This window comes from Wolbachia endosymbiont (group A) of Portevinia maculata, from assembly GCF_964028525.1.
In the GTDB taxonomy this organism is placed as follows: Bacteria; Pseudomonadota; Alphaproteobacteria; order Rickettsiales; family Anaplasmataceae; genus Wolbachia.
This window is the reverse complement of record NZ_OZ034786.1, coordinates 1,031,497-1,055,284: the sequence shown is the minus strand read 5'-3', so window position 1 is coordinate 1,055,284 and position 23,788 is coordinate 1,031,497. Positions and strand designations below refer to the sequence as shown.

24 protein-coding genes, 1 other RNA gene and 2 pseudogenes are annotated in these 23,788 nt (G+C 35.6%); 9 read left to right on the top strand and 18 right to left on the bottom strand.

Annotated features, from left to right (window positions below):
• Nucleotides 1-73 precede the first annotated feature (73 nt).
• Together ABWU36_RS05245 and rpe are read left to right on the top strand one after the other, a co-directional pair.
• A complete protein-coding gene (locus tag ABWU36_RS05245; RefSeq protein ID WP_353273099.1) occupies nt 74-502 on the top strand; it encodes a zinc-ribbon domain-containing protein in 429 nt (142 codons plus the stop codon).
• 117 nt (nt 503-619) lie between these two features.
• Nucleotides 620-1,300, top strand: coding sequence for a ribulose-phosphate 3-epimerase (gene rpe / locus ABWU36_RS05240; RefSeq protein WP_253309921.1), 681 nt, complete (start codon nt 620-622; stop codon nt 1,298-1,300).
• A gap of 202 nt (nt 1,301-1,502) precedes the next feature.
• Here the strand turns inward: rpe and pnp are convergent, their stop codons facing one another.
• The 3 genes from pnp to truB are packed head-to-tail and all read right to left on the bottom strand — an operon-like array spanning nt 1,503 to nt 5,011.
• On the bottom strand, nt 1,503-3,776 hold the full coding sequence (pnp, locus tag ABWU36_RS05235) for a polyribonucleotide nucleotidyltransferase (RefSeq protein WP_353273098.1): 2,274 nt from the start codon (nt 3,774-3,776) through the stop codon (nt 1,503-1,505).
• Nucleotides 3,777-3,790: 14 nt separating this feature from the next.
• Complete coding sequence (gene rpsO, locus ABWU36_RS05230) at nt 3,791-4,063, bottom strand: 30S ribosomal protein S15 (RefSeq protein WP_006279944.1); 273 nt, start codon at nt 4,061-4,063, stop codon at nt 3,791-3,793.
• Between the two features lie 12 nt (nt 4,064-4,075).
• Nucleotides 4,076-5,011 (bottom strand): tRNA pseudouridine(55) synthase TruB, encoded by a 936-nt coding sequence (truB, locus tag ABWU36_RS05225; protein ID WP_264688464.1) that lies wholly within the window; start codon nt 5,009-5,011, stop codon nt 4,076-4,078.
• 133 nt (nt 5,012-5,144) lie between these two features.
• Here truB and ABWU36_RS05220 point away from each other — a divergent pair, with 133 nt between their 5' ends.
• Entirely contained in the window at nt 5,145-5,864 is a 720-nt protein-coding gene (locus tag ABWU36_RS05220; RefSeq protein ID WP_353273097.1) for a hypothetical protein, read from the top strand.
• A gap of 57 nt (nt 5,865-5,921) precedes the next feature.
• Here the strand turns inward: ABWU36_RS05220 and ribD are convergent, their stop codons facing one another.
• A complete protein-coding gene (gene ribD / locus ABWU36_RS05215) occupies nt 5,922-7,172 on the bottom strand; it encodes a bifunctional diaminohydroxyphosphoribosylaminopyrimidine deaminase/5-amino-6-(5-phosphoribosylamino)uracil reductase RibD (RefSeq protein WP_264687884.1) in 1,251 nt (416 codons plus the stop codon).
• Entirely contained in the window at nt 7,172-8,353 is a 1,182-nt protein-coding gene (locus ABWU36_RS05210; protein WP_264687883.1) for a deoxyguanosinetriphosphate triphosphohydrolase, read from the bottom strand. Before ABWU36_RS05210 ends, ribD begins: the two co-directional genes overlap by 1 nt.
• 47 nt (nt 8,354-8,400) lie before the next feature.
• On the opposite strand from ABWU36_RS05210, the gene ABWU36_RS05205 reads away from it, so the two are divergent.
• Together ABWU36_RS05205 and ABWU36_RS05200 are read left to right on the top strand one after the other, a co-directional pair.
• Nucleotides 8,401-8,862, top strand: coding sequence for a HesB/IscA family protein (locus ABWU36_RS05205; protein WP_253309915.1), 462 nt, complete (start codon nt 8,401-8,403; stop codon nt 8,860-8,862).
• Between the two features lie 39 nt (nt 8,863-8,901).
• Nucleotides 8,902-9,576, top strand: a complete 675-nt coding sequence (locus ABWU36_RS05200; RefSeq protein ID WP_253309781.1) for an ABC transporter ATP-binding protein — start codon at nt 8,902-8,904, stop codon at nt 9,574-9,576.
• A 246-nt stretch (nt 9,577-9,822) separates the two neighbouring features.
• On the opposite strand, the gene ABWU36_RS05190 is transcribed toward ABWU36_RS05200, so the two are convergent.
• The gene (locus ABWU36_RS05190; RefSeq protein WP_353273096.1) at nt 9,823-10,521 is read right to left on the bottom strand and encodes an alpha/beta hydrolase; all 699 of its coding nucleotides are present in this window, start codon (nt 10,519-10,521) and stop codon (nt 9,823-9,825) included.
• Nucleotides 10,522-10,676: 155 nt separating this feature from the next.
• Here ABWU36_RS05190 and ABWU36_RS05185 point away from each other — a divergent pair, with 155 nt between their 5' ends.
• Complete coding sequence (locus tag ABWU36_RS05185; protein WP_253309913.1) at nt 10,677-11,813, top strand: cysteine desulfurase family protein; 1,137 nt, start codon at nt 10,677-10,679, stop codon at nt 11,811-11,813.
• 697 nt (nt 11,814-12,510) lie between these two features.
• Nucleotides 12,511-12,802 (top strand): annotated as a pseudogene (locus tag ABWU36_RS05180) (IS4 family transposase); the annotation flags it as partial.
• Between the two features lie 81 nt (nt 12,803-12,883).
• Here the strand turns inward: ABWU36_RS05180 and fumC are convergent.
• The 11 genes from fumC to ssrA all read right to left on the bottom strand — a co-directional run bounded on the left by fumC (nt 12,884) and on the right by ssrA (nt 21,944).
• Nucleotides 12,884-14,278, bottom strand: coding sequence for a class II fumarate hydratase (fumC, locus tag ABWU36_RS05175; RefSeq protein WP_253309912.1), 1,395 nt, complete (start codon nt 14,276-14,278; stop codon nt 12,884-12,886).
• A 342-nt stretch (nt 14,279-14,620) separates the two neighbouring features.
• A complete protein-coding gene (locus ABWU36_RS05170) occupies nt 14,621-14,962 on the bottom strand; it encodes a hypothetical protein (RefSeq protein WP_264687880.1) in 342 nt (113 codons plus the stop codon).
• A gap of 111 nt (nt 14,963-15,073) precedes the next feature.
• Complete coding sequence (ispG, locus tag ABWU36_RS05165) at nt 15,074-16,354, bottom strand: flavodoxin-dependent (E)-4-hydroxy-3-methylbut-2-enyl-diphosphate synthase (protein ID WP_264687879.1); 1,281 nt, start codon at nt 16,352-16,354, stop codon at nt 15,074-15,076.
• Nucleotides 16,355-16,379: 25 nt separating this feature from the next.
• On the bottom strand, nt 16,380-17,000 hold the full coding sequence (locus ABWU36_RS05160) for a TRP75-related protein (RefSeq protein WP_353273095.1): 621 nt from the start codon (nt 16,998-17,000) through the stop codon (nt 16,380-16,382).
• A 196-nt stretch (nt 17,001-17,196) separates the two neighbouring features.
• Nucleotides 17,197-17,721: a GAS domain-containing protein gene (locus ABWU36_RS05155; protein WP_253309908.1), complete on the bottom strand. Its 525-nt coding sequence runs from the start codon at nt 17,719-17,721 to the stop codon at nt 17,197-17,199.
• Between the two features lie 154 nt (nt 17,722-17,875).
• Complete coding sequence (locus ABWU36_RS05150) at nt 17,876-19,999, bottom strand: FtsK/SpoIIIE family DNA translocase (RefSeq protein ID WP_253309907.1); 2,124 nt, start codon at nt 19,997-19,999, stop codon at nt 17,876-17,878.
• Nucleotides 20,000-20,278, bottom strand: a complete 279-nt coding sequence (locus ABWU36_RS05145) for a YggT family protein (RefSeq protein ID WP_006279515.1) — start codon at nt 20,276-20,278, stop codon at nt 20,000-20,002.
• Nucleotides 20,279-20,420: 142 nt separating this feature from the next.
• Nucleotides 20,421-20,732, bottom strand: coding sequence for a type II toxin-antitoxin system RelE family toxin (locus tag ABWU36_RS05140; RefSeq protein ID WP_264687877.1), 312 nt, complete (start codon nt 20,730-20,732; stop codon nt 20,421-20,423).
• Nucleotides 20,713-20,934 (bottom strand): hypothetical protein, encoded by a 222-nt coding sequence (locus ABWU36_RS05135; RefSeq protein WP_253309905.1) that lies wholly within the window; start codon nt 20,932-20,934, stop codon nt 20,713-20,715. The genes ABWU36_RS05140 and ABWU36_RS05135 overlap by 20 nt, the downstream gene beginning before the upstream one ends.
• A 214-nt stretch (nt 20,935-21,148) precedes the next feature.
• Nucleotides 21,149-21,586: a ClpXP protease specificity-enhancing factor SspB gene (locus tag ABWU36_RS05130; protein WP_265016675.1), complete on the bottom strand. Its 438-nt coding sequence runs from the start codon at nt 21,584-21,586 to the stop codon at nt 21,149-21,151.
• Nucleotides 21,587-21,608: 22 nt separating this feature from the next.
• Nucleotides 21,609-21,944, bottom strand: a transfer-messenger RNA (tmRNA) gene (ssrA, locus tag ABWU36_RS05125).
• Between the two features lie 311 nt (nt 21,945-22,255).
• On the opposite strand from ssrA, the pseudogene ABWU36_RS06840 reads away from it, so the two are divergent.
• Nucleotides 22,256-22,443 (top strand): annotated as a pseudogene (locus ABWU36_RS06840) (hypothetical protein); the annotation flags it as partial.
• Between the two features lie 125 nt (nt 22,444-22,568).
• On the opposite strand, the gene ABWU36_RS05120 reads toward ABWU36_RS06840, so the two are convergent.
• Complete coding sequence (locus ABWU36_RS05120; RefSeq protein ID WP_264687874.1) at nt 22,569-23,210, bottom strand: hypothetical protein; 642 nt, start codon at nt 23,208-23,210, stop codon at nt 22,569-22,571.
• 211 nt (nt 23,211-23,421) lie between these two features.
• Here ABWU36_RS05120 and ABWU36_RS05115 point away from each other — a divergent pair, with 211 nt between their 5' ends.
• Nucleotides 23,422-23,619, top strand: coding sequence for a hypothetical protein (locus ABWU36_RS05115; protein ID WP_253309883.1), 198 nt, complete (start codon nt 23,422-23,424; stop codon nt 23,617-23,619).
• The last annotated feature ends 169 nt before the right edge of the window (nt 23,620-23,788 follow it).

Genomic DNA, 23,788 nt, shown 5'->3' with positions numbered 1-23,788 from the left:
TTGTTATATATATTAATATTAAATTTATAGCTCTGTATCATTTGAGCTTGTTACCACTTTATATGTAAGTGCTATGAAAATACAATGTAATAGTTGTACTAAAACTTACTTAGTATCTTCTGAGCAAATTGGTGCATTTGGAAGAAAGGTAAAGTGTACGAACTGCAATCATATATGGCATGAACATCTAGAAGAAGCGTCAAACAAATCGCACTCTGCTAATATACAGGAAAAAAAAATTAGTGGAAGGAATTTTTTACAAAATCTAGCATTTATCACTCTAGCTTTTGCAACAGCTACAGGGTTATGCGTCGTAATTGCTAATGGCATCTTTCCTAGAGAGATGAACAAAGCATACAAAACGATCAGTTCATATAAGGATTCAATAAGCTATAAATTAGGGTACAAAAAAGAACAAACAGAAAATCCAAATGTAAAAAAACTTGTTGTAAATAAGTTTTATCAAGACTACCTTTTTTTATCTAATTTAAGATCTAGTTAAATAGGCATAAATCATCGCCGATATCGGTATCCAGTTCCTATAGCTACTCAGATGATGCAAATAGTATTAGGGTGACAGAGTCTTAAAAATAAGTTATTTTTTAGTAAAAAACAGCTCATGAGTATTAAAATTGCACCTTCTATACTTTCAGCAGACTTTGCAAAATTAGGAGAAGAAGTAAGAAAAATTAGCGATTTAGGTGTAGATTACATACACATAGACGTTATGGATGGGAATTTCGTTCCAAATATTACAATTGGTCCTAGCGTTGTCTCTGCAATACGTAAATATAGCAATCTTCCTTTTGATGTGCATTTAATGGTCAAATCTCCTGGTAACCACATTGAAAGCTTTATAAATGCTGGTGCTGATATTATCACTGTACATGCAGAAGCAGAGATACACCTTGAGAGGTTGATAAGAAAGATAAAGTCATACAAAAATGTAAACGACGCAAAAAAAACGATTCAAGCTGGAGTCTCAATTGTTCCTTCAACTTCCCCAAGTGTGCTTGAATACATAATACATGAGCTAGATATTGTGCTGATTATGACAGTCAACCCTGGCTTTGGAGGGCAGGAATTTATTCATTCACAGTTGAACAAGATATCTACTATAAAAAAAATGATACAGGAGCGTAATCTTAAAACACAAATTTCAGTAGATGGTGGAATTAACTTTTCTAACGCAACTGATATAATAAAAGCAGGTGCTGATATTTTAGTTGCGGGATCGGCGATATTCAAGGCTGAAGATATTAAGAAGGCCGTAAATGATCTTAAAAATCCATCGTGGTAATCCTATATAGCTAGTGCAGCCCTACGTCATACCGCGATTCATTCGCGGTATCTCAGCCGCTAACACGTAGCGGAATGTTGGCAAACCTAAGATCTTTAGCTAGTTAACACAAATTATTTCTATTATCTACCAATTTGAAAAAGTCTCTGGTCCAAGTAGTCAAGCTACTTGGATGACAAGAGGTAACGCAAGAAGTTTACTTTTAATAAAAGCCTGATGATGAATCATTATTACCAAATTTCGGCTTATTTCTGTTGCTGAAACCAGAACGAGGACGAGAAGGCTTCTTATGGTAACTTCCTCCAGGTTTTCTATTAAATGAATTATTGTAATAATTATCCCTGTCATTTGGACCATCTTTCCTTTCCTCGTTGTAAAGCTCACCTTCAAAAAACTCTCCCGTCTCTTGATCAACTCGACGTCTTGACAACTTTGGACACCCACCTTTTTCGAAGTCAATTACTAGTGCTTTGAAAGTATCATCTTGTTTAAGTATGCTCTCTATAGAATCTATGTGTTCATTAGCTACTTCACTTATGTGCATTTTTCCTTTTCTGCCATTAAGAAATTCAAGCTCTACAATAGACTTCTCTATTTTTACAACTTTGACATCAACTATAGAACCTTGTTCTAGTTCTGTTATTGAATCAATCATCATACTCTTTGCAATTTCAGCTTCAGTGCCACTCATGGCAAAAACAGAAACTTTACCATCATCTCCTATTTCAATTTTTGCATTACTTCTTTCACACACACTGCGTATATTTTTTCCTTTAGCACCAATAGCTGCAGAAATTTTGTCTTTATCTATGTAAAATGATAACATCCTTGGTGCATGGTCTTTGACGTCATCACTGTGTTCTGAAATCACTGCATTCATTTTTTCTAAAATATGTAATCTTCCAGCTTTTGCCTGTTCTAAAGATTTTTCAACAATTTCAAAGCTTATACCAGAAATTTTCATATCCATTTGTAGTGCCGTAACCCCTTCACTAGTTCCTGCTACTTTAAAGTCCATATCACCAAGATAATCTTCATCACCCAATATATCGGAAAGTATCACATACTCGTCTTTATCTTTAATAAGGCCCATAGCAACTCCAGCAACAGGGGCCTTTATTGGCACACCCGTATCCATTAAAGCAAGAGAAGTCCCACAAACTGTTGCCATAGAAGAAGAACCATCAGACTCCAAAATTTCGGACACTACTCTTATTGTATAAGGAAATTCAGATTTATCGGGTAAAACAGGATGAATTGCTTTCCAAGCAAGTTTGCCATGACCGATTTCTCTTCTTCCTGGTGCACGTGCAGCAGAAGTTTCTCCAACAGCAAATGAGGGAAAGTTATAATGCAACATGAAATGCTCACGTCTATCCCCTTCAATATCATCCACAATTTGCTCATCTTGAGTAGTACCAAGAGCAGTAACAACCAATGCCTGAGTGTTGCCTCTTGTAAACAGCGCAGAACCGTGAGTTCTGGACAGAATATCAACTTCAACTTCTATCTGACGTATCTCATCATGCTTACGACCGTCTATCCTTACACCTTTCTTCCTAATTATTTCACGTACTAAAGATCTTTCAAAGTTTTTTACTGCATACGTAATTAACTTTTCATCTTTTCCAGTCTCTTTAAGAGTATTCAATATATTCTCTCTGACCGCTTCTAGAGCTTGAACTCGCTCTTGTTTTACTGTTTGCGAATATGCTTTTTCAAAATCTTTACCGTATTTTTCGAGCTCTTGTGTTATATCTGATGTATCAACAGGAGCAAAGCTTTCAGGCTTATTGCCAACTGTATCAGCAAACTCTTTTATGAGCTTAATGACAGGTTTAAGGTGTTCATGGCCAAATTTTATTGCATTAAAAACATTTTCTTCAGAGAGCTCTTTCACTTCTGACTCAACCATTAAAATCGAATTTTCATCACCAGACAAAAACAGATCCAAGCTGCTTGCTTTCATCTCTTGAACAGAAGGGTTGAGTATATAGTTATTATTTTCATCACAACCAACTATCACTCCAGCTATAGTAAAGTGAAAAGGAACACCAGAAATCGCAAGAGCTGCAACAGCACCAATCAATGCTGGCACTTCAGGAGGATTGACTGTATCATAAGTTAATAGATTACACATCACACTAATTTCATCATGAAATCCTTCTGGAAAGAGTGGCCTTACACTCCTATCTATTACTCTTGAGATTAAAGTTTCTCTATCAGATGGCTTGCCTTCCCTTTTAAAAAAACCACCAGGGATCTTACCCATGGCATAGCTTTTTGCGATAAACTGCACATTTAAAGGTAGGAAATCAACGCTTTCTTCCTTCTTTTTACGTACAACAGTTACTAAAACAGAAGTATCACCGTAATTTACAACTACTGAACCATGAGCTTGGCGTGCTATTTTTCCTGTTTCTAAAGATAAGGTACGACCACCCCACTCTATAGATTTTTTTATAATTTTAAACATACTAAATTCCTCGATTATTTTCTAATGCCTAACTTCTCTATTAATTCCTGGTAGGCTTCATTACCAAATTTACGCTTTATATAATTTAAGTGCTTGCGTCTTCTACCTATCAATATAAGTAAACCACGCTTAGAGTGATGGTCATGCTTGTGCACTTTAAAATGCTCAGTTAAGTTACTGATCCTCTCGGTCAAAATTGCACATTGTACAAAAGATGAACCTGTATCATCCTCTTTAATCGCATATATATTTATCAAACTCTTTTTCTTTTCGGATGTTATCGACATCTAAACCTCATTTTAAATATTAAAAACACGAATAGGTTTCACACAACCATAAATAAAACTGCAGATTGCAATAGGTACACTACCCACTATCGTACAACAAATATCATAATTCTTTAAATTACGCAAGTTATTTAATACAACTTCCTGACCTTTTCTGATTTTCCCCGCATCTTCTGGGGAAATTTCAATTTTGAACATCGATTTTAAAGCCGATTCAATGGGAATGATGAAACTTTTTGCATTACTCCCTGTACCTTCTATTACTCCAGTATCACCTTTTGTTATCGGAGAGTAAGTTATTGTGTTTCTTTCAGCAAGCTGTTCAATTGTCACTGATTCGTTTTCTCTAAAGTCACCTACCATAGTTCTTCTTAATTTCGTAATGTGTCCAAAACAATTTAATGCAATGCCAAGATCCCGAGCAATTGATCTCACATATACACCACTACCGCACATCATAGAAAAATTTGCACTATTATTTATGGTGTCCACAGATATCAATTTCAGCTCATGTATTTTGACTTGTCGGGGTTTTATATTTACCTTTTGCCCACTTCTTGCCAATTTATACGCCCTTGCTCCTTTAATTTTTATTGCTGAAAATTGAGGAGGAGTCTGCTTGATCTCACCAATAAAATTTTTAATTGCACAATTTATTTGATTATATTCGGGTTTTATATCGCTAGTTCTAATGATATCACCACCCAAATCATCCGTTGTTCTTTGTTCGCCCCATTTTATTGTAAAATCGTATGCCTTTAAGTCACAAGATAAATACGGTACAGTTTTTGTTGCCTCGCCAAGAGCAATTGGCAACACACCTGAAGCTAAAGGATCAAGTGTTCCCAGATGACCAGCTTTCTTAATTCCAAAGATCTTTTTAACTTGGGTTACAGCTTGTGCAGAACTAATTCCTATTGGTTTATCGAGATTCAGCCAGCCGTGTATCATATGTGAATTATATACAGCTGATGACAGTTTAGGAAGCAGCTTGAAATATATACTTTAAATAATAATGTAAAAAATAGCTTGACTAACATGCATCTATTAACACATACTTAATCCTTTTAAGGGGACTATTATGACTATAAATACAAATAAAAGCATATTGAAGTGGGAAAACACTGCACATATAACAAAAATGAGTATTGAAGGTTTAGTTGCACTTGCATCTTTAGCGGGAGCAATAACGGCAATATTAATTGCTACTAAAGTAATTGCTGAACCTGCATCTTTAGCACTTGTTGCTAGCCCTGCTGGAATTGCAGTTCTATTTATTGCCGCTGTATATTTTGCCGCAGCAGCTTATGCTTCATATCAGCAAATGCAGAAGAATGAAGAAATAGGAGTGAACGGTACAAATGGTAAGGATGGTAAAGATGCAAACTTTGCTACTCTTGTCAAAGATGTGGTAAAGAGTGGTACGATTGTTGAAGAAACAGTTAAAAAAGACGGCGATAACGATGTTCAGCAATTATTCCTGACACTTCCAATTGCTGATTACAAAGAACTAGCAAAAAATAATGAACCAGTTCACATATTATTAGCAGATGGGAAAGTTGTTAAGCTTGCACACGTAGCTCCTGAAAATAATGCTACTGAATATAAGGTGCAAATAACTAAAGTTGCTGAAAAAACAACTGTTGCTGACATGAAAGCAGAGTTAGGTATGACTACTGATTCTAAGCCATCAAAAGTTGCGGTGAGTAATGAAGCTTTGGAAGCTTTAAAAGGTAAAGTAGCAACTAACTTAGCAGATGTTGCATTAGAAAATGCTATATCAAACGCTAAAAAAGTTTAAAGTTAATGAAAGAAGAGGTAGAGGTGGTTCTGCCTCTTTTTTTTCATTTGAGAAGAGTTACGGTAATCTATCCCACATCTCAACTACATCCTTACTAAACTCTATTATCTCTACTTTTTTAAATTGGTAACAGTTGTTGATGGATTGAATTCCTAAATTCCCTATAAAGGGGATGGCATCATTACCTAAAATTTTACCACTGCGGCAGATTATCAGCCTGTCGATTAAACTATGCTTCAGTAGCTCTGTGATTAACACTCCTCCACCTTCAACTAATAGCCTTGTTATACCAATTTCTGAAACAAGTTTTGATGCCATGTCTTTTAGGCAGACTTTATCGATAATGTCAGGCTCCGATGTCATTCCAGCGCGTGACGCTGGAATCCAGTTTTCATTATGCAATTGCTTGAAGTTTTCTGGATCCCAGTGTCTGGGCACTGGGATGACAGGAGAAGGCGTTAGAATGACAGGAGAGTGTGTTGGGGTGACATCTGGAATAACAGGAGGTTTGTGATTTGAATTGACTATCAAATAATTAATGTTTTTTATTTTTCTCTCTATTTCTCTGTTTGTAATCACCCAAGTTATTACTTTATCTGCAGTCTTTGCAATATTATGCTCTTCCTGCAATTTTTCCTGGCTATCAATAATTAGCCTTATTGGCGATCTACTTCCGAGTTCTGGTAATCTGCAAGTTAAGAGTGGATTATCGTTAATAAGAGTATTGCTGCCAATCATAATTGCATCATATTTTGCTCTGAGCTCATGCACCCAATTTCTCGTATCTTCACTTGTTATCCATTTGCTATCGCCTGTAAATGTTGCGATTTTTCCGTCAAGAGTTGTTGCAATTTTGCAAGCTATAAATGGTCTATGAAATTCTTTAGTGGTGAAAAAACCGACATTCAGTTCTTCTGCCTCTTTTTGCATAATACCTTGCTCAACTTCAATTCCTGCTTCTTTCAGAGCTTTAATGCCTCCACCTGAAACTCTGCTATCTGGGTCAATAGTTGCAATTACTACCCTTTTTATTCCAGCTCTTATGATTTCCGCAGTACATGGTCCTGTAACTCCAAAGTGGCAACATGGCTCGAGCGTGATATACATAGTTGCACCATGGGTTAAACCTTCTGCACTTTGCAAAGCAACCACTTCTGCATGTGGGCGCCCACCTACTCCTGTATATCCCTCACCAATGATTATACCATCTTTTACAATAACACACCCGACAGTAGGATTTGACGCAACATTCCCAAGATTTTTTTCTGCAAGCCTTAATGCAATTGACATGAAATGATCATCAGTCATTAGAAAGAAGTCATTTCATATGAAGTGTCGAATATTCTCCTGTGCTCATGTATAGCAAATCTATCTGTCATTCCCGAGATATAGTCGCATATTACTATTGAACGCTGGGATTCACAAGCAAGTTTGCTCCACTCTGTGGGAAGTAATCTTGGATTTTCATAAAAACATTGAAAAAGTTCCTGTATTATGCGTTTCGCTTTGTTCATCGTTCTACTCAGTTTATAGCTTCTGTATATTTTCTCCATGTTGAATCTTTTCATTTCTTTTGTAGCATTCGCAACTTCTGGTGAAAATGTGACTAGCATTTTATTTAGACTTCTTACGTCTTCTACACTTTTTATTTTATGATCTTCAATATTTCTTTCAGTCTGAGAAACAACATCACTTATCATAGTTCCTATAGTTCCACTCAGTGATTCATGTATGAGTTTGCTCTGAGGTAATTCTGAATATCTGCTCCTTATGTCTTTAAACATTTTTTCAATTAAAGGAACATTCAGCAAATCTTCGATGGTTACTAAATTTGCTCTGAGTGCATCATCAAGATCGTGAACACTGTAAGCAATATCATCGGCAATTGAAGCAACTTGCGCTTCAATGCTTGAAAATTCCTCAAGTTTTAGATCATATTTTTCATTATATTCTAATAACAGCTGATTATTTGTAGAAGACTCCGCGTTTTGACCAAGCAAGGGACCATTATGTTTTGCAACCCCTTCAATCACCTCCCAACTTAGATTCATACCATCAAAATCAGCATGTTTTTGTTCAAGATAAGTTAAAATCCTTATAGCTTGAACATTATGATCAAACTCATACTTCTCACTATCAACTTGAACTAGAGCATCCTCACCTGTGTGACCAAATGGGGGATGACCAAGGTCATGTGCAAGCGCTATGCATTCAGTGATGTCCTCATCTAAGCTGAGCCTGCGTGCGATGGATCTTGCAATTTGTGCAACTTCAAGGCTATGAGTCAGCCGAGTGCGATAGTAATCGTGCTCGTAATTGATAAAAACTTGTGTTTTGTACCCCAATTTCCTAAACGCATTAGAGTGAACAATGCGATCCCTATCACGCTGAAAGCAGCTGCGATTCTCATCTTCTGGCTCTTTGAAGTATCTCCCTTTTGTTTTGCTTGGAAAGCATGCATAACTTAATAGAAAATTATTGTTTGACATGTAAAATTTCTACTATAATAAATTATCAATAATAAACGGTGGTTACTATGTCAACAAATTACAACATCAACTTAACTGATAATGCACTAAAAAAAATCCACTTTCTTGCAGAGCAGGAAGGGGATAAGAGTTCCGTTTTGCGGGTTGCAGTTTCAGGCGGTGGATGTTCTGGCTTCAAATACAATTTTCTTATGGATCAAATGAATAAAAATCTATCTTTGGATGATGAAGATGATGATTACGATGATGAGTTTGATGACGAAGACGAAGATGATGACTATGAAGAAAGCGAGGACTATAGAAGCCACTCCAATTTTAGCGAAAAAGGTAAAGATATAGTAATTAATGATGAAAATGGAAACCCTGTATTAATGGTTGATAATTGTTCAGCAAAATTTTTAAATAACTCAGTTATAGATTATACTGAGGATCTCAGTGGTTCTGGTTTTCAAATAAAGAATACCCTTGCTAAGTCTCAATGTGGTTGTGGTAACAGTTTTTCGGTTTAATTATTACCAAAATTTAGATGCCTTCTGGGTCTTTTAAACATGGGTGATAATGTAGCTCTAGAACTAACTTCTGTAGATAAAAGCTTCAAGGACAATTCTGCTGTTGTAAAAGACATCAACCTAAGTGTCACAAGAGGGCAAGTAGTAGCGCTGATTGGCAATTCAGGTGCAGGAAAAACAACTATATTGCAAATCGCAGGCTTGTTGGACAAGCCAACTTCAGGTATAGTTACGATAGATGGAATAAATTGCACACAAGCCAATAATAAGCATAAAACCCATGTAAGAAGAAATTTTCTTAGTTTTGTTTATCAATTTCACTATTTGTTACAAGAGTTATCGGTGTTGGAAAATATTATGCTTCCTCAACTTATTGCAGGAAAAAGCAAAGCTGAAGCAAAAAAAAATTCGCAAGCAATGTTGGAAAAATTTGGTCTGGAAAACAAAGCAAGTAGCATGGTATCTGAAGTTTCGGGTGGGGAAAGGCAGAGAGTTGCAATTGCAAGAAGCATTGTAAATTCTCCAAAGCTTTTACTTGCAGATGAGCCAACAGGAAATTTAGATCCAACAAATTCTTTTAACGTGTTTTTACTGCTACATTCATACGTAAAGGAAAATAACAGCTCTATGCTTATAGTAACGCACAATCATCTCCTTGCAGAAAAGGCAGACTGCATTTTCCAATTGAGAGATCGATCATTAGTGAAGTTGTGAATAGGAAAAATAGCACAATTTAAAACTACCTATGCCTTATACTTATCTAACCAATGATCATTAACAGAGTACAACTCGCATGAAACGCTTTCATTGCTTTTTATACACGGACTTTTTAACTTACGCTGTTTACTTAGGGAACACCCCGATAACATAAACACAGCTAAAACAAAAAATAATAGCTTTTTAAACATAACAAAACCTTTTCATTTATATTACTACACTCATTTCTCTTGTTTGTAAAGGTTAGGCATATTCTTTTACCCTTACCTCTTTTTTGACCTTTTGAGAAGAAATAGCTGCACTGTTTAAGCGCAGTTTTATATAACCATCTACGATTTGAGTCACTTCCTCTTCTTTATCCCTTAGAAAGTGATTAGTATCGTCTATTATATGGTATTTCATGTGATCACTTTTTACTGAATTTATTAACCTTTTTGCTAATTCTGTTACATCGCTTTCTTCTGAGATTGTATCGTTACTGCTTTGTATTATAAGCCCAGAAACTGGACAGGGAGAAAGAAAAGAAAAATCGTACTTAGTTACCGGAAGAGAAAGAGCAATAAAACCCACTATCTCAGGGCGACGCATTGTTAGCTGCATAGCCACCCATGCTCCAAAAGAAAAACCAGCGATCCAAATTGGAACGTTGCTAGGATTATGTTCCTGAAGCCAATCAATAGCTACCGCAGCGTCAGTTAATTCTCTTATACCCTTATCAAAAGTTCCGGTAGATTTTCCCACACCACGAAAGTTAATTTTCAATGCAGAAAAATTGTTATCGATAAAAGACGTATATATACCATGTACAATTTTACTACCCATATTACCACCATATTGAGGGTGATGATGTAAAACCAGCACAACCGGCGCGTTGGCATCTTTGCTTTGGTGGTATTCACCTTCTATCTTTCTTGTTGCATTATTCAAAAAAACTTCTACCACGGTAACTCCTAATAAAAACCTGCTTGACAGGTATTGATGACATGAATTATTAATTATGTATTAATTTCGCTGTTTTTGCAATAAATTTTTTATCGTGTTAAAGCTAACGTACATAGTTATGGCTATAGTTGATGGTAAACTTATTTAAGTGACAGATGAGTCCATTCTCTTTAGAAAATAGTGGTTACGTATATGCTGATTACAATGCAACTGCTCCAATTAGTGAGAATGTAAAAAAAAGTATATTTGAGGTCTTGTTAAAACAAACGCTCAATCCATCATCACTACATAAAAGAGGACAAGAAGCGAGGAAGATTCTTCAGGATGCAAGAGATAACATACGTGATGCTCTTGGTGTTCCAAGTGATAAAGAAATAGTTTTTACGTCTGGTGCGACTGAAGCGAATAACCTTGTTATGAGAGGAATAGCAGGCTATCTGCATGTAATTTCAGCTATAGAGCATCCTTCAATTCTTAATTCTGCATGTAATCCATATATAATACCCGTTAATCAGGAGGGCATTGTTGACTTTTTAGAGCTAGAAAAAATTCTAAGCGAACTTAAAGGAAACAAAGCAATAGTTTCAGTTATGATGGCAAATAACGAAACCGGAGTTATTCAGCCTGTTAAGGAAATAGCTGAAATAGCACACAAATTTGGAGCAATTTGCCACACTGACACTGCTCAAAGTGTTGGAAAAATTAAAGTTAATATGGAAGATTTAGGAGTGGATTTACTCACTTTATCCGCCCATAAATTTGGCGGTGTAGCAGGCAGTGGAGTTTTAATATTCAATAAAGAACTTGCGATAGAACCTATTATAATAGGTGGTGGACAAGAGAAGGGATTTCGTGGTGGTACGGAAAATATTGTTGCGATTGCAGGCCTTTCTGCTGCACTGCAAAATATTCCAGACCTTCTATTAAAAATGGATGAAGTAAAGGAGCTACGTGATCAATTAGAGTGTGAATTATTAAATCTTGCCAGTGATATAAGAATCTTCGGTAAAAACTCTAAGAGGCTGCCAAACACAAGTTTTATTTATATGCCAGGAGTAAAGAGTGATGTGCAGCTCATGCATTTTGACTTGAATCATATTGCAGTTAGTAATGGTTCTGCATGTTCTTCTGGAAAAGTTGAGCCTTCCCATGTTTTGCTTGCAATGGGGGCAACAAAAGAGCAAGCAGAGTGTTCAATTAGAATCAGTATAGGTCCAGAAACTAAACCACAAGACATAAAAAAAATAGTGGATTGTTGGTATAATATCTACAAGAAGAACACCTTGGTATAGATAATACGTGGTATCATGCAGGGAGCTATAAATTAGATGTAAAAACTTACTTGACACCCTTCGCCAGCCCCCTTATCATAACAGTGAAGCTATTTATTTATCTTCGCAATCTCTGCAGTGGATTAATGACAAAAAACTTAATGTATTTGGCGTAAATCATGCTTAATTTTTGCACTATGTGCACCTCATGTCTTTATAAAACTTCTAGGTTTCTACCTATATAAGCTGAAACGCGCTTATAAAGCGTTTAAGACAGTAAAAGACGTCAAATAGACAAGGGAGAATTTGAATACTAGCTACCCTGGGGTTTTTTTGCCTTTTTTTCCGCTCAGTAAATTTCTTAACGTTTATAATTTAGGTTAATCGCATTTAAAAGCGGCTGAATCGTAGCGTTTAGAATAAAAAACGCCAATATTTTGAAGTACATATAAATAACTAGTCACCAACGGGGCTTCTTTTGCCTTTTTTTTCGTTTGGTAAATTTCTTAATATTTATGGCTTAGGTTAGTTACAAATTAAGAGCAATATTCACGGAAATGGTGTCATTCCAGTGCTTGACACTGGGCACTTTAGACAATGTTACAAAAATAATATCATAGAATTCAATAGGATAATTCCTGGTGTACAGTCCCAGAGTGTGATGGTATGATAAAATATGAGAAAACAATACCATCAAAGGAGGAATTATGGGACCATACACCTAGAGGCTGTATTACAAGAATTTTGGGCGAACTTAGTTATGTGTAATATATTATCGCTTCATATGTGTGATGCACAAGGGCCTTGGAACCCAGATCAAATTACTGAGTATCGTTTAAATTTTTCAGTTTTGTTTGGTGTAATGAGCAGAAACTCTATCAAGTACTTATTGCACCAAAAAACTTTCAAGCCCTTTTTAAGCATGCGTGCTAAAGTTAAAATTCGACCAGGGCAGCCACAATAAGGTAGATAAGCCCAAACGCCATCATGTTTTTAGGAGAGTTTGCTAATGGAGGCTCTTAAGTTGACGCCATTGGCTGAACGGATACCTCTTAACTTGACGCGTATGGTTTATTTAACACTCCCAACGGTTACAAATAATTCACCATTTCTTCTGGTTTCACTATCCTTTCAAACTCCTCCTCAGTGAGCAGTTGAAGTTTTGCTGCTGCTTCTTTTAGAGTGATATTTTCTTTATAAGCAAGCTTCGCTATTTTTGCTGCATTGTCATACCCTATATGCGTATTTAATATAGTGACCAACATTAACGACTGATTCAGTAAATCTTTTATCCTCTCTTCATTTGCCTTAATACCAACTACACATTTTTCTGTAAAATTTAAACTTGCATCAGCTAAAAGTCTTATAGACTGCAAAACATTGTAAATTATCACTGGCTTAAACACATTCAATTCAAAATGACCGTTTGAACCACTAATGGTCACAGCAACATGATTTCCCATAACTTGAGTGCACACCATAGTTACTGCTTCACACTGAGTTGGATTCACTTTACCTGGCATAATTGAAGAACCAGGCTCATTTTCCGGTAACATTATTTCCCCAATTCCACATCTTGGACCAGAACCAAGCAACCTTATATCATTTGCAATTTTCATTAAACTGACTGCTACTGTATTGAGTGTTCCACTGAGCTCAACTAAAGCATCGTTTGCTGCTAGCGCTTCAAATTTATTGCCTGCTGAAGTAAATGGAAGATTAGTAATTTCTGCAACTTTGCTTGAAAAACCTTCAGCAAAACCCTTTTTAGTATTGAGTCCTGTGCCAACCGCAGTGCCACCTTGTGCAAGCTCGTATATACCACTTAAAGTTAATTTTACTCTCTCTATCCCCTTTTTAATCTGGGCTGCATAGCCAGAAAACTCCTGTCCCAGTGTTAGGGGCGTTGCATCTTGTAAGTGAGTACGTCCTACTTTTATTATATTTTTAAATTCCTGAACCTTATTATCCAGCACCTTATGCAATTTTTCAAGATTTGGAATAAGCAAGCAGTTTATTTGCTCTGCTGCTGCTATATGCATTGCTGTTGGAAAGGTGTCATTTGATGACTGACCATAATTCACATGGTCGTTTGGATGTATCGGAGATTTACTACCCAAATTACCACCTAAAATCTCTATTGCACGATTGCTGATCACTTCATTCATATTCATATTAGTCTGCGTTCCGGATCCGGTTTGCCAAACAACAAGCGGAAATTCATTATTAAATTTGCCATCTATTACTTCCCTTGCGGCTGCGCAGATTGCGTCCCCTACCTTATTATCTATGCTACCCTGCTTCATGTTAACACGTGCTGCTGCAAGTTTTACTATTGCTAATGCTTTAATCAGAGGCTCTGGCATTTTTTCTGTGCCAATCTTAAAATTTTCTAAAGAACGTTGAGTCTGCGCTCCCCAGTAATGTTCACTTGGTACTTTTACTTCCCCTAAGCTGTCTGATTCTATTCTCGTTTTTCTATCCATATTTTCCTTCTTAGCGTCATGCAAACTGGTTCACTACATAATTTTTTCATGTCTACTTCTTGGTTAATTAAATCATACTAGATCCAAGTAGTCAAGTGTGACCTTACCCAGAAAAAGTAGAGAGAAAGTTAAGACGTTTTTGGAGTAAAATAAAACGTTTTTTCAAAATATGGCAAATAGTTTATTCTCTTTGTAAAAAACATTCCAAACTTTCTCTCCACTTTTTCTGGGTAAGGTCAGTTCAGCTATAGGCAGCAGTTTTCTGTATTTACTTTAAATTGAAGAAAGCTCAAATGAAAGATCGTGTTTTGCTAAAAATCACAGAATGCAGTCTGGTTACAATTATTTATCACTAGTGCCTAAAGTGATCTCCTTTATCCTCTCATCTGCTAGTATTTTTAATTCCTCACCGTATCTATAATAATTTCGCTTTATAACGTGTAACTCATCAGCAGAAGAAGAATCTAATTTAGGGTAATATTCGTAATCGCAATTTTCTTCGATGTCCTCAATGCTTATAGATGATGCTAAAAGTGGAAATAGAATTAATAGTAAAGTTAGTAGGATTCTTGTACACCACGTCCTGGGTAGCGCATGACCAGAGAAAAAAAGATATGGATCCAAGTAGTCAGGGCACTGGGATGACAGAAGATAGTGCAAGAAATTTCGTAAAAAGCTTTTCATACCAACTATTTAAACTCAATTGTGTTATAAATATATTAATAGCGAAAAAAGAAAAACAAGGTTTAATTTTCTTTTTTATTTGCGATTTATCTATTAATTAACCGTGAAAGGTTACGTGTAATGCTCCTTCACATAATTATCAATAATTACCTTAAATTCTTCAGAGACATTATCACCTTGTAAAGTTTTGAAATATTTGCCGTCTTTGTAGACTGCTGAAACAGGTTTTTCTCCATATCCAGGCAAGCTGATTCCCAAATTTGCGTGTTTGCTTTCTCCAGGACCATTTACTATGCATCCCATAACAGCAATGCTCATATGCTCTACACCTGGATTTTTTTTCTTCCACATCGGCATATGAGTTTTTATATAGCCATTCACCTCTTCAGTTAATATACGAAAACGATCGCTACTCGTGCGCCCACAACCAGGACATGAATTAACCTGAGGGTTAAAGTGTCGCAAGCCTATAGACTGCAATATTTCCTGACACACCACCACTTCATTAGTACGCGATTCACCAGGACGTTGAGTCAAAGAAGCCCGTATTGTATCTCCAATGCCATTTTGCAATAAATAAGTAAGCCCTGCTGCGGTATTTACCACACCTTTATTGCCCATACCAGCCTCAGTTAAACCCAAATGTAGTGCATAATTGGAAGATTTTGCAAGTGCCATATAAACTAAAATTAAATCTTGTACTTTGCTAACTTTACATGAAATGATTATTTTGTTTGAATTTAGACCAATTTCTTCAGCTTTTTTTGCACTATCAAGAGCAGACATTACAAGTGCTTTGCGCAGTATAACGTCAGAAGGCCTTGAATTACTAAGCGAAGAGTTTTCATCCATCAATTTTTGCAAAAGGTATTTATCAAGACTACCCCAATTTACTCCAATTCTAACCGGAAGATTGTGCATTATTGCATACTCTATAACCCTTTCAAACTTCTCATCACGTTTGTCGCCAAAGCCTATATTGCCTGGGTTTATCCTAATTTTACCCAGCATTTTGATGTTGTCTGGATAATCTTGAACTAATTTATCTAGCTCATACTGACCACAGCCTACCAATATTTTACCGTCAAAACCTTCTTTATTTATCTCTTCTACTATATAAGGTATTGCCCTTGCTACTTCCTCTGAATTCAAGGCAATTCGCACCAATTCTGAACCTGTACGCGCTAGTTCTGTTATCTCTTTTGCATAATGTTTTGCGCTACTTTTTATATTATCAGAATCTATATGCACGCCAAGCGCCATAGATTGTACAACTATAGGATTATTTCCACCTATCTTTACTTTTCCAACTTCCACAACATGAGTTTTGTGCCTGGAAATCGGCAATAATTCATATGCATCATCATTCAATATCAGGTCTTTATCTAGCATATTATTAATGGCCAATATTGTGATACTATTTTACTGTGTCAGCTACGCTGCCAAATGAACTCGAACCATTCAAACTATAAGCATCTACGTTATCCAAATTAGCAATAGAATCATGTGAGCACGTTTTTCTTGATGGATTTTCTTTTATAGTGACATTTATAGGAGAAACTTTTTTTTCTCGTGTTGAAGTAACTTTCTTCCCTTCTTGTTGTTCACTTTCATGCTGCTCGCTTTCATACTGGGAAACTGGCTCTTGATCTATAAATACAGCACCCTTTAAACGTGCGATATTAATACCATGCTGATTTATCATAGCGCTCTCTTCATCGTCGACTATGCACGCTTCCATGTCATTTGGCTCATTATCAAGACTAGCAATTTTTTTCTCTTTTAATTTTTTGATTAGATCTTCTTTATTTATAGCTCGATCTTGTGACTTTTTTTTCTTGAACAATTCCCTACGCTTCTCATACAGTTTATATGACTCAGCAAAATCCTCATCTGTATGAAAGTTTGCACCACCAGGGTTACCAGGAGGTATGTATCTCTTACTGAGCTTAGATTTAGCTTCAGCACTATGCACAGTAAAAAAGCTAGAAACCAAAAACATTAATATAAACAAAACTTTAGAAAAAACCCTAAGCATATGGTGCTATAGTAAATATCGTGTTTTAAAAGATAGCAATTAACAAACTTTAAGTAAACCAGAATCTTTACTAACTTTACAATACAAATATTTTTCTAAAAAGTGATATACTTACTATCAAAAACCTACATAGGCTAAGAGAAGAGTAAGGTGCTACAAGTTGCGTAACACCTTCTCAAGAAGAGTGTTATGCAACTTAGTCTGGCATTTGCATATGCTTCTTTTCATTGCCATCGATAGCATCTACATTATTAAGTTTTGCGTCTGGTGTATCTTTAGACAAGTTCTTTTCTTTCTCCCTTTCACACTTAACTCCCTGATAGATACAGAATGCAACAAAAGAAGTTATCGCTATTGCGGCAACAGCACTGACTATGGCACAAATTAGTAGTGTTTTTTCTTGATCTGCTACTGCTTCTGTGAGTGTTTCCACTTTTTCTTCTAAACCTGTGAAGTTTTCTTGCAAGCCTGTAAACTTTTCTTGCAAACCATTGAATTTATCTGATAGATCTGTTGACAAACCGTCAAATTTACCTGACAACTCTGTAAATCTTTCTGATAAACCACCGAATTTATCTGACAGTTCTGTTACTTGTTCTGGCAAACCTTTGAAGTTTCCTAATAGCTTCTCTAGTTCTTCTACTTGTTCCTGCAATTTTGTTATGTCTGTTATGTCATTGCCAGACAAACTATACCAAGCATTACTCAAAATATTTGACATTTTTACCCCCTAATTAATTAATATATTACTATTGTACGTTCTCAGTACTTAAATTAGTATTAAATCAATTGTCATTATGTATTGATCTTTTAATAATTTTGTTTTACTTGCTTTTTGAAAGTGCAAAAACTTAAGTTAATGTATTACAAGGTTGCTATTCAACCAATATCTCTCTCTTTCCTGAGTAATTTGGAGAGCTGACAATTCCTTCTTTTTCCATTCTTTCAACAATATTTGCAGCTCTGTTATAGCCTATTCTAAGTTGTCGCTGAATGTAACTGGTTGAAACTTTTTGATCTCTTTGAATGATGGCCACTGCTTGATTGTAGAGGTCGTTTTCTTCATCCTCTGTTTCACCTTCTGATTCCACAGAAGAATTTTCATCTTCTTTGGTGATTTCCTCCATATAATTTGGCTCACCTTGCATTTTTAGATGATCAACTATATCTTGCACCTCATTATCACTTACAAATGGGCCGTGAACTCGAATGATCTTACCACCAGAGGCCATATAGAGCATATCACCCATACCGAGCAATTGTTCAGCTCCTTGTTCGCCAAGTATTGTACGGCTATCTATCTTAGAAGTAACAGCAAAACTGATTCTCGTTGGAAAGTTCGCCTTTATCACACCTGTGATCACATCCACAGATGGGCGTTGTGTTGCCATTATGATGTGTATTCCTGCAGCACGAGCCATCTGAGCTAAACGTTGAATAGAGCACTCTATCTCTTTGCCAGCAACAAGCATCAAATCTGCCATTTCATCCACGATCACTACAATATACGGAAATGTCTCCATCTTGATTGGTATTTTTTCAAACAAAGGTTTGCCTGTTGTTGAGTTAAAGCCAATCTGCACAACGCGCTCCAATTCTATTCCACTATTCATCGCTTCTGTGATTTTTTGGTTATAGTTTATTACATTGCGTACATTTAAATACGACATCATGCGATAGCGATTTTCCATTTCTTTCACTATCCACTTAAGAGCGATAACAGCCTTTTTTGGCTCTGTTACTACTGGCGCCATTAGGTGCGGTATTGCATCATATATTGAAAGCTCAAGCATTTTTGGGTCGATCATTATCATCTTACATTCATCAGGACTTAATCGATAAACGAGCGAAAGAATCATAGTGTTAATCGCAACTGATTTACCCGACCCTGTGGTTCCAGCAACGAGCAAGTGGGGCATTTTAGTCAGATCTGCAATAACTGGTTTTCCACTTATTTCTTTGCCAAGGGCAATTGGGAGATTTAAGTTTGCATTCTGGTATTCTGGTGATTCAAGCAAATCACGCAGCATTACAATTTCTCGTTCCTTGTTCGGCAACTCTATTCCCATAGCATTTTGCCCACGAATTATTGAAATACGTGCAGAGAGTGCACTCATCGAACGTGCAATGTCATCTGCAAGGCCAATTACTCTTGCAGATTTCGTACCAGCTTGTGGTTCAAGTTTGTATAAAGTCACAACCGGCCCATAGCATACACTGATAATTTTTCCTTGCACGCCAAAATCACTCAGGACTTGTTCCAGCAGAGATAAATTTTTATTGCTCTCCATTTCATTCAGCTGCTTTCTCTGCAAAGACTCCTCTGCTTTAGAAAGTAAATGAATGCTTGGAAACTCGAACTCACTGGAAGGTTTAAAAATTTCTTCGGTAGCTTTTTTCTGTCTTTCTTTTGGTTGTTGTTTAGTAGTGATTTTAGTTCTATGTTTTTCTTCTACTACTAATGGTGCAACTGAATATTCAGCAGTTTTATGTGATCTGAAGAATGGAACATTTACAAATAAGCAAGCTATTTTTTTACATAAGAAGAATAGAGAGTAAATTGCTCTCTTCCAACCAACCGATCCTACAAGACCTATTGATGTTACTATCACAAATACATAAAATGGGCAGTTATTAACGAGTGCATTCCCTATTATTCCACTGTGTCTGTACCTTGCAGTGATGCCTAGCGAAAGTTGTGGTAATATAGCACATACCCCTAAATTGATTAATATTAAATAGAGAATTTTCAGCAGTATTTTTGCTGGCCTGAAGATCAACAAGTAAACTATGGTTGTAGCTATTGTAACACTAGTTAATCCAAGAAATTGAACCAATATATCAGCTAAATATGAACCTACTATTCCACCTAAATTTGTCACTTCCTTATTTGTAGCCGTGTTTAAGGAAGGATCTTTATAGTTGTAGCTAAAAACTGATATATATACATATATTAAAAGGGATAGATATATTGCTGATTTTAGATATTTTTTTAACATCTACCTAAAGTAGTAAGCTACTGTATATTTTACAAAGTGAATTGTTATTAGCAATATCATTATAGATAAATCTAATCCATTGAACGGTGGTATATATCTTCTAATAATCTTTAGTGGTGGATATGTCAATTGGTTCAAGATGTGCATTATGCTACTGACAGTTTCATTATATATGTTCACCATATTAAGTTTAACCAGCCAGTTTAAGACAACCCAACATATTAGAATGAAGCTATAAAGATCAAGTAACGTGTTGAGTAGATATATAATTGGATGCATGCATATCTATTACACGAAAGTTATAATAAAGACAAGTATTTAGCCTTTTCAAACTCAAAATGTTGTTTTTGCTGAACCAAAAAAAACTTCATTTTTTGAGCTGCACCTAAGGTAGGAGGAAGGAGGGCTGTATAAAATATATTTAATGTTTCAGTAGGTCCAATATTGCCTGCTTGTAAATATTGTCCCTGTGTCCTATTGAAACAATAATTACTATACGTTTTGCAGTATTTACACGATAGACAATACGGTAATCATCAGCAACTTTTATTCTTCTATGTCCCTTTAATCTCTTGCGTAGCAACACACCGTTACCAATAGGATCAATCTCAAGATACTTTTTTATTGCGTCTTTAATACTTGGCTTTACATCTTTCGGCAAGAAAGGCAAATTTCTTTTAAGAACATGCTTTAGATATTTAATGGTGTATCGCTTATTTCCAGATGTCTTCACTATCCTCTACTTCTTCTGCATCATCAGCATTTAACTCCCTAATAATTTTGGAAAATGCAATATCTTCCGCTTCAAGTTCGATTGCTTCCTTGACTAGCTTTTCTGTTAATTTTTGAACAGACTGCTTAGTGGCTCTAGCTAGTTCAACAAGATGCTGCGAAGTTTTTGGGTCAAAAGTTATACTAATTCCTGAATCTGCCATAAGTTTTACCGAAGCCTACTACCACAACTATTTTACAACATTTTTCTGAATTTTTCAATAAAGAAAGTTGATGATATGTAAGAAAAATTTTGCCACCTGCGTTAATAAACAATTAAAGATTTAGCATATTTGTCTACGATAGTATTCCTCTATTCTATTACTTAAGTTAGACCACTTTTTTCTATTAATATTTTTTGTTTACAAAGATGAGCAATTACTCATCACGCAGTTGATCTATGGATATAATACTACCGTTTGATAATTTTTCAGTACATTTTTCACTTTTGTATTCTTTATCAGAATCGATACTGATTTTGTCAAATATTAAAACATCTCCTGAAATTTTATCACGAAACTCACTAATAGCAAAAAACGGTATAGTAATTCGCTCTTGTTTTCCTTGAAAACTCAAACTGACGCTAAATTTATCCTCAGAAACTTTTAAATCATAGAATTGATGCTGTAATATAATAAGCATTTGAGTGGGGTATGACTTTTTCAAATGATCTGGCATGGTTACACCATTAAAATATGTGAAAAATAATATTTCTAAATGAGGGATAAAACCATTACCTGATATAACATCTAAAGTCTTTTTGATAACTTGAAACTTAGCAGAATTAAGCAATTTTTTGTAATCTGTTTGCTCCATATAACTTTCACATACATAAATTTTTGGGGAACTTCTGTTACCCGGCGTTCCCTGAACCGTGCTTATAGCAATGAAGTTATAGTGCTTAAATTAAGCAGCTATTGCAACATTGTCTTCAGCAGCAAAATTATCGTTTGCATTTAAATTATGAACTCTTAGCGGTGGTGTCTAACCGAGCAAAACTACCATCTTTACTATGCATGTCGATCCTTATTCGCCCCCATATAAATTAAAAATATGGTGGAGGCGCCGAGTACTGCCCTCGGGTCCAATACACCTATTACAGGGTGATTTTATTGCTATAGTACACAAAATGTACATAGCTATTATATAGCAACATTAAATAAATGTCAAGATATTATGACCTTAAGTTGATTTATTGCTAAGACAAAATTAAGATTTCCAGTAAAAAATTCTGTGACCTTACCCAGAAAAAGTGGAGAGAAAGTTAAGAAAATTTTTTACAAAAAGAATAATGAATCACAATGTTCAGGAATGCAATAATTAATAGCAGAATGCCTACGCTGTTTTTTGTAAAAATTTCTATGTATTCAAATATAGCAGTTCTAGCTTGTTGAACAGAGTGCTTAGGTCCAAAGTGTGATGGTATGATACATAAGAAATTGCCATCGAAGGAGGAATTATGGTTACACCTTTACAACTTTGTTATATTACGCAAAAAGACTCAAAACTCTCAAAACCTTATGAATTTATATGTAACCAGTGGACACAAGCATCCTGAATTATTTATACTAAATCCATACCATCACACTTTGGACCTAGTTCCTTATTCATTCTCACAATCCGTGAACGGTTACAAATACTGGAGTTTACCCTTTTTCTTGTTATTTTTTTAATCTATAGTTAGCATTCAAAACCATATTCGAAAAGTATCTCATATATTTCCAGATTTTTTCAATGCTGTTTATTTCATCCTCAACATTGTCTCTACCTTTATGAACTAAGTTACAATTTAGCAGCATTAAAAATTATAACGTATTCCTACCTCCAGAGTTGCATCTGGTATTTGTAATGCTTTTATACCACTTAGTTGCCCGCCTGCAGCAATACCAACTGCACCAACTATCTGTGGAGCAATTTCATAATCAACACCGACCTTCAGTTTATAGGAAATAGAACCCAGTATTTTATCTACTACAGATGCCTCCTCTGCAGCAGCTCCAGTAACCTCACCTGCACTCGAAGTAGTGGTAGCTCCTGGATCTTGAGGTTTTGAATCTTTGCTTTTACCACCTTCACCAAAGCCAAAAGGTATTACTTGTAAGTATCCTCCTAAACCTCCACTGACATATAGTTTAACGGGATCAATATCAAGGTCAGGGTAATAACGATAATTTGCCAATAAGCTAGCCCCTATTTTCCTTGTATCCTTATTAGCAATATCACTCATGTTAGCAAGAACCTCAAGTTCAAACTTAGAGTTTTTGTCATGATGATAACCAAAAACAACGCTAGGTTTCATTACAAAGCCACCACCCCATCCAGCACCAAAGTTTAAACCTGCATAGTACTGATCTTCTGACTTACTTGCACTATTATTAGCTGCACCTGCTAGAGATGAAGTAAGCAACACAGCCAAAACGCATAATCTCTTCATTTTCATATAACTCCTCATACAAAAAAATATATAATGCATAAGTATATATCCTTTATATTAAAAAAGATATAACCGCATGTCAAAAAAAGTATACCTACAAAGTAAAGGATGTGCTACTCGGATGTATCCGTTCAGCAGAATGGCAAAATAGGTAGACAAGCTAACGTATTTGTTAAGTTATGTGTAAACAGGAGGTTATGAGAAACTTGTAATAAAGTTGTATAACATAGCTGTTCATAGAGCTCACCCAAATCGGGCATATGCATTTGCAAAAGCCTGCAATCACTTTGCAAAAACCGATAAATTAGATGCAAAACTGTTGGAAAAATATGCTGAATTCATCGCAAAAAACGATGGGGTAAAAGACTTACTATTACCCACAAATAAAAACATAGTATTGTATTTACTCAAATAATTTAATTTTATTAACCTGAAAGCTTATTGGATTAAAATTATTAAACTAAGAGTTATAATTTTAGCAACTAAAAGCTGTAAATTGCACCATATAAACAGTTATTTCAAGCAAAAGTTATGCCATTAAGAGCTATGCAACAAACATTTATATTTGTGGGTAATAGTAAGAT